Raw genomic sequence first — 14,214 nt, forward strand, 5'->3', positions numbered from 1 at the left:
AATAATACAACAAACCAGATCATAAATACAAGCTCGGCAACCAACAGCCGTACATGATGATCGACAACCGCCTGGCTCACTACTTGAAAGTGCTGCAGCGCGAGCAACTCGGTTCGTGGAAAGAACGTACCGACCTCGAGCTGGAACTCAACAAGTGGATCCGTCAGTACGTGGCTGACCAGGAAAACCCAAGCGCCGAAGTACGTGGCCGTCGTCCGCTGCGCGCTGCGCAAATCATCGTCAGCGACGTTGAAGGCGAGCCAGGCTGGTACCGCGTGAGCTTGAACGTGCGTCCGCACTTCAAGTACATGGGTGCCGATTTCACCCTGTCGTTGGTTGGCAAGCTGGACAAAGAGTAAGAGCGACTCATGGACGGATACGGCAGCCTTTTCGAACGTCTTAATGGCGACGCGGAAAAACGCAAGGGTAGGAGCCTCGAGGTTTCTGCCATGGCGTCAGTCGCTGCCCATCTGGCCAAAATGCTCAGCACCCGGGCCGGCAGCGTGCAAACGCTGTCCGACTACGGGTTGCCCGATCTCAATGACATGCGTCTGAGCCTGCACGACTCCCTGAGTCAGGCCCGTCTGGCCATCGAAACCTTCATCGAAGCCTACGAGCCGCGCCTGAGCAACGTGCGTGTCATTTCCCTGCCGCGTGACCACGATCAGCTTCGCCTGTCCTTCAGTATCGAAGGGCTGCTGGAAGTTGAAGGTTTCAAGCGGCAGGTCAGTTTTTCCGCGCGCCTGGATGGCAGCGGTCAAGTGAAGGTCACCTAAGGAGAACCCCGATGTCTGGCAAACCTGCAGCACGCGTATCCGACCCCACCGCTTGCCCGCTCCCCGGCCACGGCACCAACCCGATCGCCGCCGGTTCCGGCGACGTGTTCTTCGACGGCCTCGCGGCCGCCCGCCAAGGCGATGCCTCGGCGTGTGGTGGTGCGATGTCGGGAGGTTTGGCGACCACTGTGTTGATCAACGGCAAACCTGCCGTGACTGTTGATTCGGTGGGTACGCATGGCAACAAAGTCACTGCCGGTTCCGGGACGGTGATTATCGGGAATTCGTATTCGCCGGCGCCGTTTGTGCCGCCGTTGCCGGTGGAGATTCAGTGGCCGTTCACCCAGCATTACGTTGTGCAAGACACTAAGACGGGCGCGTCTGTAGTGGGGCGCGCCTATACGCTTAGAACTCAATCAGGAAAAGAAATAACCGGCGTTACTGACGCATCGGGGAAAACCGCAGTGATCGGCTCGGCCATTGCCGAAAGTGTCGAGCTGTTGTTCGATGATCAAATCTCCGTGTCAATTTCCTGAGATATTTATGACAAGTCCTTCAGTAGAACTATTGACTCAAGCCAAAGACAAAGAAGGGAAGAAGGTTTCGGCCAGAACTTTCCCGATATCATCTATTCCTGATGTCATGGACAGAATGGGGTGGAAAGTTGCGGCGCGTGTTATGCGCCAATGGTTTAACGGCGAGTCATTTGAACTGTCTCAGGAACACAAGCAAGGTAAGTCTCCTGCCAGTACGCTCGGTAAAAAAAATCTTATTACGGATATCCCGTTTGACTGGTTGTTCACAGCATCAGATCGCGTAAAACCAAAAGTGGATCAGTTTCTGACTGAGTTGACGGCGTCAACTGAATTTAATAGCAGCATCGGCAAGTCTAAGGGCATGCTTGACCAACTATCGAATGGTTTGGTCGTCATGATGACTCGGCTTAGACGCCTTGGGTTGCTGGATGTGAATGCTGGAAAGCTAAAGGATGGGTTTTGCGATTTCGGTGATAAGACAGCAATAGAACTAGATGAATTGTCCCAATTCAATTTGATTCGTGTCGGTTCCACGACTCAGGAAAAAGCGCTTGATGCATTAGATGATGTCTACGGCGCGTTTGGGAATTTTTTGGTGAAGGTGGCCGCCACCAGGTTCAGAACGATTGTCGATGACAATGGTTTTCAAGCGATCGAAATCATGGAGATAGGTTTTTACGGAAGAGACACCTACGACTTTCTGAATGATGATGGTGATCAGTTGTTAGGTTACTGGGCTGATGAGGGGGTTTTGCGTCCAAACGCTTACGACTACTTCGTAGGAAAGCCTGCAGTGATCAAAAGTGATGGTGTCGATTATTGCCGGATTACGAACGATCACTTCAATGAGTTTCGCAGGAAGCATAAAAAAGGCGGAGACATCATCAGTTATACAACAGTTAAGTTGTATGAGGCGTCTTTTACTGTGCATCTGGGGCCTCTTGATTTTGAAGAGTACAAATTTCGCTCGGGGTCAAAGTGATTGTGAGTAAGAAATCATTATCGCTATGGGTGCTGCTTGCATTGTTTGGGGGGGTGATAGCTGCTTGGCTCTATCTGAAAACTGAAGCTGCCGCTATGGCGACCCTTTACTCCACGACATGGAATGAGTCAGAGACTTGTTACATAAGTTCATACATCCCCCAGTATTCGAAGTTGGGTACCCCGGGTGCAATTGCGAAGATCTTCACAAGCGAAGCCTTTTTCAGGGTTTACAGTAAGGATGGAGAACTTTTGAGGTCGTCGGAATGGCTACTTTGGAAAAATGAATTCACGACGGATGAGCAATCACGATGGGTGGGTGGCCGCGCAATTTACCCAACCGTATCAGGTTATGACGGCTGGATTATTCCAGAGTGTCGATAGTGAGATCTCATTTATGCAGGGGCACATGGCTCGGGGATATGAAACCAGCATGAACACTTACGTTCGCATTGCCATGTGCCTGGCTTTCCACGCCGCTGGATGCGTTGCATACACTTTCCTGAACGACGCGGTGGTCGTTGCCTATAAAGCCTTCAATGGCGGGTTTACCACCCGTGGCGTGGGCATCGGCATCGCACATTACATGTTCATTTATATTTTTTTCGGGGTGAACGCGCTGGCCGCGATTATCCCGAACCTGTGGGCCAAACTCGGTCTGGTCGCGCTGATGGTTGCCTGGATTTTGTTCATGATGGTGCCCGACAACCCATTGCGTGCGCTGTTTTATACCGTGGCTCAAGGTGGCGTCACGTTGTTGGCGATTTTGGTCACGCAGGTCATTGAGCTGCGTTGGGAAAAACGCGCGCTGATGCGGCAGGCGTTGCTTGCGAGTCCTGCGCGGGAGGTGGACGCGTGATCAGCTCAGGTCGCCTCGGAATGATTTGGCTACAGCGCTTCCTCATGGCGATGGGTGCGATCGCCTGTGTGCTCTACCTTGCCGCGCCGGTGTTTTCCAACGCCTTGATGATGCTCATGGACCGCGCCAACTTCATCCCGGCGGAGTCGTCGATCTGGGTGTTCGAGCCTTACGAAATCAATCAAGGCTCCTCGTCTTATTGGATCTACGGTGAGGATCGGGTCAGCTACTACCATTTTGCTTACATCCCCGAAAGCGCTTACCGGGTGATCGCCAAAAACAATCAGTGTGCGAGCTTCGACAAGCGCGATGTGCGCACATGGTGCACGCCATGATGACGTGCCTACGTGCCGATCTGCGTCAGTCATGGTTGCATCGTGCGCTGACGTTCATGGTTCTGGTTTCGTTGGTCACCATCGAAATCGTCGGTGGTTACTACTCATCGGTGCCTCCCGCATGAATACATCGCTGACCATGCTTAGCCGCGCGCGACTGAATTTCTTCTTGACCGCCTTGTGGTCGCCACTGCTGTTGATGCTGGGGTTTTTCTCTTTGGGCCTGTGGGAGGGCGAATTTTCATCCGAGACCCATTGGGTCTATCTGTTGTGGTTCGGTATGCCCGGGCTGCTGTTGTTTGCGTTGTGGGCGTCGCGGGCCGCGAAGAGCCGCAACGAGCAACAGGCCCTGCGGATGGTCTGGTGGGCTCCGGTGAAGTTCATCCTGTTCTACGCGGTGCCCTGGATGCTCTATGGCTTGTGCAGTCTGGTCATCGGGCCTCTCGATGACTCCTACATGGCCTACGGCTGGATCATGCTCGTGCCGCACCTGCTGATCGCCGGTTACTTCTGCTCCGGCGTAACGGTCGCGCTCTACAGGATATTTTTTTGATGAGTTCCACTACCAGGCAGGTAACCCGTGTCCTTTAACCACTACTACCAAAGCGAACTCACCGCACTGCGCCAACTCGGTCGCCGTTTCGCCGAGCGTAGTCCGGCGTTGGCACCTTATTTGGGCCAGGCCGGGCGGGATCCGGATGTGGAGCGGTTGCTGGAAGGCTTTGCGTTTCTGACCGGGCGCCTGCGCCAGAAGCTCGATGACGAGTTGCCGGAGCTCAGCCATTCGCTGATGCAGTTGCTGTGGCCGAACTACATGCGCCCGCTGCCGGCGTTCAGCATTTTGCAGTTCGATCCGCTCAAGCGTTCCGGCCCGGCATTGGTGGTCGCGCGCGATACGCCGGTCGAGAGCAAACCGATGGAAGACGTGCGTTGCCGCTTCCGCACCTGCTACCCGACTGAAGTGCTGCCCCTGGATCTGGCTGCGTTGAATTACTCGGTGAAGGGTGACGGTTCGCTGCTCAGCCTGCGTCTGGAAATGAGCGCTGACGGCCACCTCGGCGAACTGGAGTTGAGCAAACTGCGCCTGCACTTTGCCGGTGAGCGCTACATCAGCCAGATGCTTTATCTGAGCCTGCTGCGCAACCTCGAAGGCATCGAACTGATCCCGCTCGACGGCGCTGGCAAACCGATTGATGGCGTCAGCGGCAAACCGATGGCGTTCAAGATTCCCGGTGACCGGGTCAAACCGGTGGGCTTTGCCGAAGAAGAAGCGTTGATCCCGTATCCGCTGAACACCTTCCGCGGCTATCGCTACCTGCAGGAATACTTCGCCTTCCAGGATAAATTCCTGTTCGTCGACGTCAACGGTCTGGACATTCTCAACGCGTTGCCGGAAGACACGCTCAAGCAGATGCGCGGCCTGGAATTGCGTTTCGACATTCGCAAGAGCGGCATCATGCGTATGCGGCCGACCCTGGATAACGTGAAGCTGTTCTGCACGCCAATTGCCAACCTGTTCGCGCACGACGCGCTGCCGATTCGCCTCGACGGCAAGCAGGACGAATACCTGCTGCTCCCGGCGGAATACGACCTGGAAAACTGCGGCGTGTTCTCGGTGGAAACCGTGACGGGATGGAAGCCCGGTGGCCTCGGTTATCAGGAATACGTGCCGTTCGAATCCTTTGAGCACGACCCGAGTTTCGACGTGCCCAACAGCCGTCCGCATTACAGCATCCGCCAGCGTTCGTCCCTGCTGCACGATGGCCTCGACACTTACCTGAGCTTCGGCATTCGCCACACCGAGGCGCATGAAACGCTGTCGATCGAGCTGATGTGCACCAACCAGAACCTGCCGCGCAAGCTCAAGCTCGGCGACATCTGCATGGCTTGCGAAGAGACGCCGGAGTTCTTGAGTTTCCGCAACATCACCCCGGCCACTTCAAGCTTTGCGCCGCCGCTGAACCGTGACTTCCTGTGGAAGCTGATCAGCAACATGTCGCTTAACTATCTGTCGCTGGCCGACGTCAATGCGTTGAAGGTGATTCTGGAAACCTACGACCTGCCGCGCTACTACGACCAGCACGCGGAGAAGGTCAGCAAGCGCCTGCTCGGCGGCCTCAAACACATCAAGCACCACCACGTCGACCGGCTGCACCGTGGCCTGCCGGTGCGCGGTTTGCGCACCGAACTGACCATCGATCCGGAAGGGTATATCGGCGAAGGCGACCTGTTCGTTTTCGCTTCGGTTCTTAACGAGTTTTTCGCGCTTTACGCCAGTCTCAATTCATTCCATGAGCTGCGCGTAAAAAGCACACAGGGAGAGGTGTACCAATGGACACCACGTATGGGCCTTCAGCCCCTGCTTTAAGCGGGCTGACCCGGGTAATACGCGAGTACTCGCTGTTTCAGGCCGTGCTACTGGTGATCGACCGGCTGCGCGAGGCACACCCGCACCTGAGCGAAGACGATTTGTACGATCAGGTCGAATTTCAGGCCAACCCGAGCCTCGGATTTCCGCGCAGCGACGTCGATCGCGTGGAGTTTTTCGAAGAGCACGGGCAGATGCGCGCGCGCGTGCGTTTCAACCTGATCGGCCTGGTCGGTTCCGGTTCACCGCTGCCCGCGTTCTACGGCGAGCAAGCCTTGGGCGACAGCGAAGACGGCAACCCGACGCGCAATTTCCTCGACCTGTTCCACCATCGCCTGCAACGGCTGATGCTGCCGATCTGGCGCAAGTACCGCTACCGCGCGAGTTTCCAGAGCGGTGCGCTCGACCCGTTTTCGTCGCAGCTGTTCGCGTTGATTGGCTTGGGTGGCGAAGAGATTCGCAAGGCCAAGGAACTCAACTGGAAACGCCTGCTGCCGTACCTCGGTCTGCTCAGCCTGCGGGCGCACTCGGCGGCGTTGATCGAGGCCGTGCTGCGTTACTACTTCAAGCACGAAGACCTGGTCATCGAGCAGTGCATCGAGCGTCGCGTGGAAATTCTCGACGAGCAGCGCAATCGTTTGGGCCGCGACAACAGCGTGCTTGGCGAAGACCTGGTGCTCGGTGAGCGCGTGCGCGACCGCAGCGGCAAATTCCGCATTCATATCACCCAACTCGACTGGCAGCGATTCCACGAATTCCTGCCAATCGGTTTTGGTTACCAGCCGCTCTGCGCGCTGGTGCGGTTCACCCTGCGTGACCCGCTCGATTACGACATTCGCCTGGTCCTGCGCCAGGAAGAAATCCGCGAACTGCGCATTGGTGAGCAGAACGCCTGTCGCCTCGGTTGGACCAGTTGGCTGGGCCGCGAGAAAGCGGACGGCGTGGTGACCCTGGGCAGCAAAATTCATTAAGGACGTGAGCCATGATCAACGTAGACCTGCAACAACTCATTCAGGCGCTGGACGCCGAAACCCGTCGTGATCTGGAGCGTTCGGCTGAGCGCTGTGTAGCCCGTGGCGGTAGCAAGATTCTCGTCGAAGACATGATGCTCGGCCTGCTTGAGCGTCCGAACGGCTTGCTCGCACGCGCGTTGCAGGACGCCGATGTCGATGCCGGTGAACTCAGCGCAGCCCTGCAATCGCGGGTCGAGCACAGCGCTTCGCGCAATCCGGTATTCGCCCCGGAACTGGTGCAATGGCTGCAAGACGCACTGCTGGTGGCCAACCTTGAGCTGGGCCAGACACAGGTTGAAGACGCCGCGTTGATCCTCGCGCTGCTGCGCAACCCGATGCGTTACGCCGGCAGCCGTTATCAGCCGCTGCTCGCCAAGCTGAACATTGATCGCCTGAAGGAATTTGCCCTGTCGCAACAGGAGCAACCGGCGACCAACGGTAAACCGGCCGCGCAGGGCGAATCGCTGTTGCAGCGCTTCACTCACAACCTGACTCAACAGGCCCGCGACGGCAAACTCGACCCGGTGCTGTGCCGTGATGGCGCGATCCGCCAGATGGTTGACATCCTCGCCCGTCGCCGCAAAAACAACCCGATCGTAGTCGGTGAGGCCGGTGTCGGTAAAACCGCCATCGTCGAAGGCCTCGCTTCGCGCATCGCCGCCGGTGAAGTGCCGCAAGTGCTCAAGGGCGTTGAACTGCTGTCGCTGGACATGGGCCTGCTGCAGGCCGGCGCCAGCGTCAAAGGCGAATTCGAGCGTCGCCTCAAAGGCGTGATCGACGAAGTCAAAGCCTCGCCGAAGCCGATCATTCTGTTCATCGACGAAGCCCATACCCTGATTGGTGCGGGCGGCAACGCTGGCGGTTCCGATGCGGCCAACCTGCTGAAACCGGCACTGGCCCGTGGCGAACTGCGCACCATCGCTGCGACGACTTGGGCCGAGTACAAGAAATACTTCGAGAAAGACCCGGCGCTGGCCCGTCGTTTCCAGCCAGTTCAACTGCACGAACCGACCGTCAGCGAAGCGGTGACCATCCTCCGTGGCCTGGCTCAGGTGTACGAGAAGAGCCACGGCATCTACCTGCGCGACGACGCCGTCGTTTCGGCGGCTGAATTGTCCGCACGCTATCTGGCCGGTCGGCAACTGCCGGACAAAGCCGTCGACGTCCTCGACACCGCGTGTGCCCGCGTGCGCATCAGCCTCGCTGCTGCGCCGGAAAGCCTTGAGCGTCTGCGTGGCGAACTGGCCGAAGGTGGTCGTCAGCGCCAGGCCCTGCGCCGCGATGCCGAAGCTGGTCTGCTGATCGACCATGAAGCGCTGGATGCTCTGGAAGCGCGGCTGGAAGAAGCCGAAGACGAAATGGTCGCGCTGGAAACCCTGTGGACTGAGCAGAAGGCACTGGCCGAGCGCTTGCTCGACCTGCGTCAGCAACTGGCCAAGGCGCGCGAAGCCGCTGCCGTCGAGCCGACCGTCAGCGTCGAAGAAGACGCCGAAGGCACCGTCATCGAAACCGTTGCTGCTGAAGTCGAAGAAGGCCAAAGCGTCGAGGCGCTGGAAGCCCAACTCCATGAAACTCACAGCGCACTGACCGCCGCCCAAGTCAAAGAACGTCTGGTCAGCTTCGAAGTCTGCCCGCGTCTGGTCGCCGAAGTGATCAGCGCCTGGACCGGCGTGCCACTGGCGCAATTGGCCCGTGAGCACAACGCCAAGGTCGCCAGTTTCGCCACCGACCTGCGCACGCGCATCCGTGGTCAGGAACAAGCCGTGCACGCACTGGATCGCTCGATGCGCGCCACTGCGGCGGGGCTGAACAAGCCTGACGCACCGGTCGGCGTGTTCCTGCTGGTCGGCCCGAGCGGCGTCGGTAAAACCGAAACCGCGCTGGCCCTCGCTGACCTGCTGTACGGCGGCGACCGTTTCATTACCACCATCAACATGTCCGAGTTCCAGGAGAAACACACCGTTTCCCGTCTGATCGGTGCGCCACCGGGCTATGTCGGTTACGGCGAGGGCGGCATGCTCACCGAAGCCGTGCGCCAGAAGCCGTACTCGGTGGTGCTGCTCGATGAAGTCGAAAAGGCTGATCCGGACGTCCTCAACCTGTTCTACCAAATCTTCGACAAAGGCGTGGCCAACGACGGCGAAGGTCGCGAGATCGACTTCCGCAATACGTTGATCCTGATGACCTCGAACCTGGGCAGCGACCGCATCAGCGACCTCTGCGAAGGTGGCGCGCGGCCAAGCGCCGAAGTGCTCGAAGAGACCATTCGCCCGGTACTCAGCAAACATTTCAAACCCGCACTGCTGGCGCGGATGAAAGTGGTGCCTTACTACCCGGTCGGTGGCCCGGTATTGCGCGAGCTGATCGAGATCAAACTCGGTCGTCTCGGCGAGCGCCTGAACCGTCGTCAGCTGGATTTCAGCTGGTGCCAGAACCTCGTCGATCACCTATCCGAACGCTGCACGCAAAGCGACAGCGGCGCGCGTCTGATCGACCATCTGCTCGATCAGCATGTGCTGCCGCTGGTAGCCGATCGCTTGCTCGATGCCATGGCCACTGGTGAAAGCCTCAAGCGCGTGCATGCCACGCTCGACGGCAACGCCAGCGTGACGTGCGAGTTCGCCTGAGGTGGGCGTGATGTTCACTCAAGTGCCGCAGCCGCTGGCTTACGCCGAAGCGTTGCTGGCGCAGTTCGCCAGCCTGTCGCGGGCGGCGGACGGTGCTGCGCTGCTGGGTGACTTTGTGCGCGGGCTGGCTGAGCTGAGCGGTTGCGAACTGGCGCAGCTGTATCTGCTCGATGCCACCCACACGTGCCTTGGGATGAACGCCGAATGCCTCGACGGCGCGCTGCAACCGCGCCAGGCGGCGAGCCTGCCGGCGGATTACAACGGTGAGCAACTGCTGCAATTCGCCCTGTGCCAGAACCGTGTGGTGTGCCTCGAGGACCTCAGCGGCAGCCTGCATGAAACCAGTTTCCTGCCCGCCGCGTCTGCGCCGTGGCAGTCACTGTTGTGCGTGCCGCTGGTCAATCAGCACAAGGCTGTCGAAGGTTTGCTGCTGTGTGCCAGCCGTCGCCGCATGGGGCTGCAAGGCTTTGCCGATTCGCTCGGTCAGCTCGGCTCGTTCGTGCTCGGGCAACTGCACTTGCTGCAACGCTTGCGCCAACCCCTGGATGTTCAGGCGCCAGCGGTACGCAGCGTGCCGAGCATCAGCGGTTACGGGCTTATCGGCAAAAGCGCGGCGATTCGCCAGACCTATTCGCTGATCAGCAAAGTCCTGCACAGCCCGTATACCGTGCTGTTGCGCGGCGAGACCGGTACCGGCAAGGAAGTGGTCGCGCGGGCGATTCACGATTGCGGGCCGCGTCGTTCCCAGGCGTTCATCGTGCAGAACTGCGCGGCGTTCCCCGAGAACCTGCTGGAAAGCGAGCTGTTCGGCTATCGCAAAGGCGCCTTCACCGGCGCCGACCGCGACCGCGCCGGGCTGTTCGATGCGGCCAACGGTGGCACGCTGTTGCTCGATGAAATCGGTGACATGCCACTTTCGCTTCAGGCGAAAATTTTGCGCGTGTTGCAGGAGGGCGAGATCCGCCCGCTGGGTACCAACGACACGCACAAGATCGACGTGCGCATCATCGCCGCGACGCACCGTGATTTGTCGGTGCTGGTCAGCGAAGGCAAATTCCGCGAGGACTTGTATTACCGCCTCGCGCAATTCCCTATCGAACTGCCGGCCCTGCGTCAGCGCGAAGGCGACATCCTCGATCTGGCCCGGCACTTCGCCGAAAAGACCTGCACATTCTTGCAGCGTGATCCGGTGAGCTGGTCGGACCCGGCGCTGGAACATTTGTCCGGTTACACCTTCCCCGGCAACGTTCGCGAACTCAAGGCTTTGGTCGAGCGCGCGGTGTTGTTGTGCGAGGGCGGTGAGTTACTGGCCGAGCATTTCTCCCTGCGCATGGAGCCGATGCCCGAAGACAACAGTGGCTTGAATCTGCGCGAGCGCCTGGAACAGGTCGAACGCACATTTCTGCTCGATTGCCTGCGCAAGAACGACGGCAACCAGACCCTCGCTGCGCGCGAATTGGGCCTGCCACGCCGCACCCTGCTGTACCGCCTCGGGCGGTTGAACATCAATCTGGGAGACTTCGATGGGTAGGCGAAGATCATCGTTTTCTCCTCAAAAAATCTATTTCAGCGCCGCCCGCAAGGGTCGGCGCTTTGTGCTTTGTCTACCCCTGGAGACCCTCTGATGTCTGTTCGTCACTGGCAAGCTGTCCTGCTGACCCTCGTCGTTCTATGTGGCCTTGGCGGCTGTAGCGGCAATTACAAATTCAACGACAACGACTATCGCCCGTTGGGTGATCCGCAAGCGGTCAATCGCGGCAAGTGACCGCAAGGAGCATCAAACATGGAACTGGTTTTCGAAATGCTGAACACCAAGCAGTTCGTGCCCACCGAGTTGTGCCAGAAGACCTTCAAACAGGCCGGCGGCGTGATCGGACGGGGCGAGGACTGCGACTGGATCATCCCTGACCGCAAGCGTCATCTGTCCAATCACCACGCGATTGTCAGCTACCGCGAAGGCACGTTTTTCCTGACCGACACCAGCAGCAACGGTGTTCAGGACGGCACCAGCGGCGCACGCCTGCACAAGGGCGAACCGATGCGCATTGAGCACGGCAGCACTTACGTGCTCGGTGACTTCGAAATTCGCGCGCGCCTGGTGCGTGACCCGGCGACATTTGACGGCGAAGTCGGCCGGCCGCGTGCTGCCGGCAGCATCATCCCCGACGACGCGTTCCTCGATCTCGACCCGCTCAATGCCCTTGAACAGCAAGAGCGCGTGTACTCGGAAATCGACGAACTGCTGGCGCCGAACACCAAGCCCGAGGACTCCCGTCAGCGTGCCGACTACGCGCGCATCGACATGGAAAGTCTGATGGTGCCGGAGCTGATCGCCGCGCCCGCAGAACCTGAACCCGCTCCGGCACCGAAAGCCGTCGAGCGTCAGAGCGAAGGTTTCTGGGAGCACTTCGGCGCCGCACTCGGCGTTGACGTCAAAGGCCTGGGCCATGACGAACGCGAAGCCCTGGCACTGAACGCCGCGCGTCTGCTACGTCAGAGCATCGGCGGTTTGCAGCAGAGCCTGCGTACCCGCTCCGAGCTGAAAAACGAACTGCGTCTGGCCCAGACCACCGTGCAAGGCACCAACAAGAATCCGCTGAAATTCGCCGTCGATCCGAGCGAAGCCCTGCAGATTCTGTTGCAGCCGAGCAAGCCCGGGCATCTGCCGGCCGAGCAAGCCATCTCCCGCGCGTTCCGTGATTTGCAGGCGCATCAAGTGGCCTTGCTGACCGCCAGCCGCGCCGCCGTGCGCGGCACGCTGGAGCACTTCTCGCCAGAGCAGTTGACCCTGCGTTTCGAGCGCGACAGCAAGCCGCTGATCGCAACCTCCGGCGGGCGCTGGAGAGCGTTTGGTCGTTATCACCAGGCACTGCGTCAGGACGATGACTGGAGCGAGCGTCTGCTGGCCCGCGACTTCGCCCAGGCTTACGAAGAACAGATCCGCCTGATCTCCACCCTCCACACCGACCACCAAGGATGATGCGCATGTCTCGCCGTTCGACCGCTTTTTTCAAGACGCTGACTGCGCTCACCGTGCTGGTGCTGCTCGCCGGTTGCTCGTCGCTGTCGCCGTACTCGAAAGTGACCAAGATCAACCTGAAACTGACGGGCAGTGATCAGCTCAACCCGGACCTCAACGGTCGCCCGTCGCCGATTGTGGTGCGCCTGTTCGAACTCAAACACCCGGTGACATTCGAAAACGCTGATTTCTTCAGCCTTTACGAGCGTGCCAAGGAATCCCTCAACCCGGATCTGGTGGCCAGCGAAGAACTCGAACTGCGCCCGGGTGAAACCGTGGAAATGAAGCTCAGCGTGGAGGAGGGCAGCCGCTACGTCGGCATCCTCGCCGCCTACCGCGACCTGCCGGAAAGCCAATGGCGCTACACGGTGCAGATCACCCCGCTGGAAGTCACCGAGGCTGATCTGACCCTCGACCAGGCCGGTATCCGCAACACCCATCAAGTGCTCGCCAAGGCGGATGACTGATCATGAATACCCATAAAGTCATTTGGCAGGAAGGCATGCTGCTGCGTCCGCAGCACTTCCAGCACAACGATCGCTATTACGATCACCAGATGAAAACCCGCACCCAATTGCTCGGTGGCTACACCTGGGGTTTCCTCAATCTGGAAATCGACTTGCAGTTCCTCAACATGGGCAAACTGGTGATCAGTGAAGCCTCGGGGATTTTGCCGGACGGCAGCCTGTTCGAACTCGGTGGTAACACCGAACCGCTGGCGCTGGATGTGCCACCGAACACCGGCAATACGCCGATCTATCTGGCACTGCCGCTGGTCACGGGTAACCACATCGAGTCGCGACGTCCGGAGCAATCCGACGTACTGGCGCGTTACACCGCCTATGACGCCGAAGTGGCCGACTCCAACGCTGGCGACGATTCCGCCAGTCAGGTCAGCTGCGGTCGTCCGGACTTCAAACTGATGCTCGGCGAGCAGCAGAGCGATCAGGCCTACGTGAAGCTGAAGATCTGCGACGTGCTCGACACCACGCCCGACGGCGTGATCAGCCTCGATCCGGACTTCGTGCCGACCTACATTCAGGCTCACGCTTCCAGCTATCTGCTGTCGTGCCTGAAAGAAGTCATCAGCATGCTTAACCACCGGGGCGACACCATTGCCGAGCGGATTCGCTCCAACGGCAAGGTCGGCGGCGCGGAAGTTGGCGACTTCATGATGCTGCAACTGATCAACCGCACCGAACTGCTGCTGCGCCACTATCTGGGCCTGGAGCAGGTGCACCCGGAAGAGTTGTATCGCACGTTGCTGACCATGCTCGGCGATCTGGCGACCTTCTCCGGCGAGAGCAAACGCCCGCGTCTGGACAGCCGCTACTCCCACGCCGACCAGGGCGCGAGCTTCCGCAAACTGATGGAAGCGATCCGTCAGGTGCTGTCGATGGTGCTCGAACAGCACGCCATCGAACTGATCCTGCAAGCGCGTCAATACGGGATCATCGTGTCGCCGTTGCACGACCACAAACTGCTCGGCTCGGCTTCGTTCGTGCTGGCGGCCAGTGCCAATTGCGACTCCGAAGAACTGCGCCACCGCTTGCCGGCGCACCTCAAGGTCGGCCCGGTGGAGCGCATCCGCCAACTGGTCAACCTGCACTTGCCGGGGATCAAGGTAAAACCTTTGCCTGTGGCCCCTCGGCAGATCGCGTTCCACTCCAACAAAACCTATTTCATCATCGAACTCAGTT

Annotated in this window: 15 protein-coding genes and 1 pseudogene; all 16 read left to right on the plus strand. The window is 59.2% G+C overall.

Annotated features, from left to right (window positions below; genetic code table 11):
• Positions 1-359: pseudogene (locus ACIQVE_RS27650) on the plus strand (type VI secretion system contractile sheath large subunit); the annotation flags it as partial.
• Between the two features lie 9 nt (positions 360-368).
• Entirely contained in the window at positions 369-776 is a 408-nt protein-coding gene (gene tssE, locus ACIQVE_RS27655; RefSeq protein ID WP_042561803.1) for a type VI secretion system baseplate subunit TssE, read from the plus strand.
• An 11-nt stretch (positions 777-787) separates the two neighbouring features.
• The gene (locus ACIQVE_RS27660; RefSeq protein WP_402814725.1) at positions 788-1,312 is read left to right on the plus strand and encodes a PAAR domain-containing protein; all 525 of its coding nucleotides are present in this window, start codon (positions 788-790) and stop codon (positions 1,310-1,312) included.
• Positions 1,313-1,319: 7 nt separating this feature from the next.
• Positions 1,320-2,294 carry a DUF6402 family protein gene (locus ACIQVE_RS27665; RefSeq protein WP_402814727.1) on the plus strand — a complete coding sequence of 325 codons (975 nt, stop codon included), beginning with the start codon at positions 1,320-1,322 and terminating at the stop codon, positions 2,292-2,294.
• 297 nt (positions 2,295-2,591) lie between these two features.
• The gene (locus ACIQVE_RS27670) at positions 2,592-3,152 is read left to right on the plus strand and encodes a hypothetical protein (protein ID WP_402814729.1); all 561 of its coding nucleotides are present in this window, start codon (positions 2,592-2,594) and stop codon (positions 3,150-3,152) included.
• Between the two features lie 20 nt (positions 3,153-3,172).
• Entirely contained in the window at positions 3,173-3,487 is a 315-nt protein-coding gene (locus ACIQVE_RS27675) for a hypothetical protein (RefSeq protein WP_402814731.1), read from the plus strand.
• Entirely contained in the window at positions 3,484-3,612 is a 129-nt protein-coding gene (locus ACIQVE_RS27680) for a hypothetical protein (protein WP_402814734.1), read from the plus strand. Before ACIQVE_RS27675 ends, ACIQVE_RS27680 begins: the two co-directional genes overlap by 4 nt.
• Positions 3,609-4,040 carry a hypothetical protein gene (locus ACIQVE_RS27685; protein ID WP_402814737.1) on the plus strand — a complete coding sequence of 144 codons (432 nt, stop codon included), beginning with the start codon at positions 3,609-3,611 and terminating at the stop codon, positions 4,038-4,040. Before ACIQVE_RS27680 ends, ACIQVE_RS27685 begins: the two co-directional genes overlap by 4 nt.
• 27 nt (positions 4,041-4,067) lie before the next feature.
• The gene (gene tssF, locus ACIQVE_RS27690) at positions 4,068-5,855 is read left to right on the plus strand and encodes a type VI secretion system baseplate subunit TssF (protein ID WP_402814740.1); all 1,788 of its coding nucleotides are present in this window, start codon (positions 4,068-4,070) and stop codon (positions 5,853-5,855) included.
• The gene (gene tssG / locus ACIQVE_RS27695; protein WP_402814742.1) at positions 5,819-6,826 is read left to right on the plus strand and encodes a type VI secretion system baseplate subunit TssG; all 1,008 of its coding nucleotides are present in this window, start codon (positions 5,819-5,821) and stop codon (positions 6,824-6,826) included. Before tssF ends, tssG begins: the two co-directional genes overlap by 37 nt.
• 11 nt (positions 6,827-6,837) lie before the next feature.
• Complete coding sequence (gene tssH / locus ACIQVE_RS27700) at positions 6,838-9,495, plus strand: type VI secretion system ATPase TssH (RefSeq protein WP_402814744.1); 2,658 nt, start codon at positions 6,838-6,840, stop codon at positions 9,493-9,495.
• Between the two features lie 10 nt (positions 9,496-9,505).
• Entirely contained in the window at positions 9,506-11,026 is a 1,521-nt protein-coding gene (locus ACIQVE_RS27705; RefSeq protein WP_402814746.1) for a sigma-54 interaction domain-containing protein, read from the plus strand.
• Between the two features lie 93 nt (positions 11,027-11,119).
• Positions 11,120-11,260, plus strand: coding sequence for a hypothetical protein (locus ACIQVE_RS27710; protein WP_007920296.1), 141 nt, complete (start codon positions 11,120-11,122; stop codon positions 11,258-11,260).
• 18 nt (positions 11,261-11,278) lie between these two features.
• Positions 11,279-12,475, plus strand: a complete 1,197-nt coding sequence (gene tagH, locus ACIQVE_RS27715; protein ID WP_402814750.1) for a type VI secretion system-associated FHA domain protein TagH — start codon at positions 11,279-11,281, stop codon at positions 12,473-12,475.
• A gap of 5 nt (positions 12,476-12,480) precedes the next feature.
• The gene (gene tssJ, locus ACIQVE_RS27720; protein WP_402814753.1) at positions 12,481-12,981 is read left to right on the plus strand and encodes a type VI secretion system lipoprotein TssJ; all 501 of its coding nucleotides are present in this window, start codon (positions 12,481-12,483) and stop codon (positions 12,979-12,981) included.
• Between the two features lie 2 nt (positions 12,982-12,983).
• A partial coding sequence (gene tssK, locus ACIQVE_RS27725; RefSeq protein WP_402814756.1) for a type VI secretion system baseplate subunit TssK occupies positions 12,984-14,214 on the plus strand: 1,231 nt, incomplete at its 3' end.

Origin of the sequence: Pseudomonas sp. NPDC098747, from assembly GCF_044760045.1 — a bacterium.
Lineage (GTDB): Bacteria > Pseudomonadota > Gammaproteobacteria > Pseudomonadales > Pseudomonadaceae > Aquipseudomonas.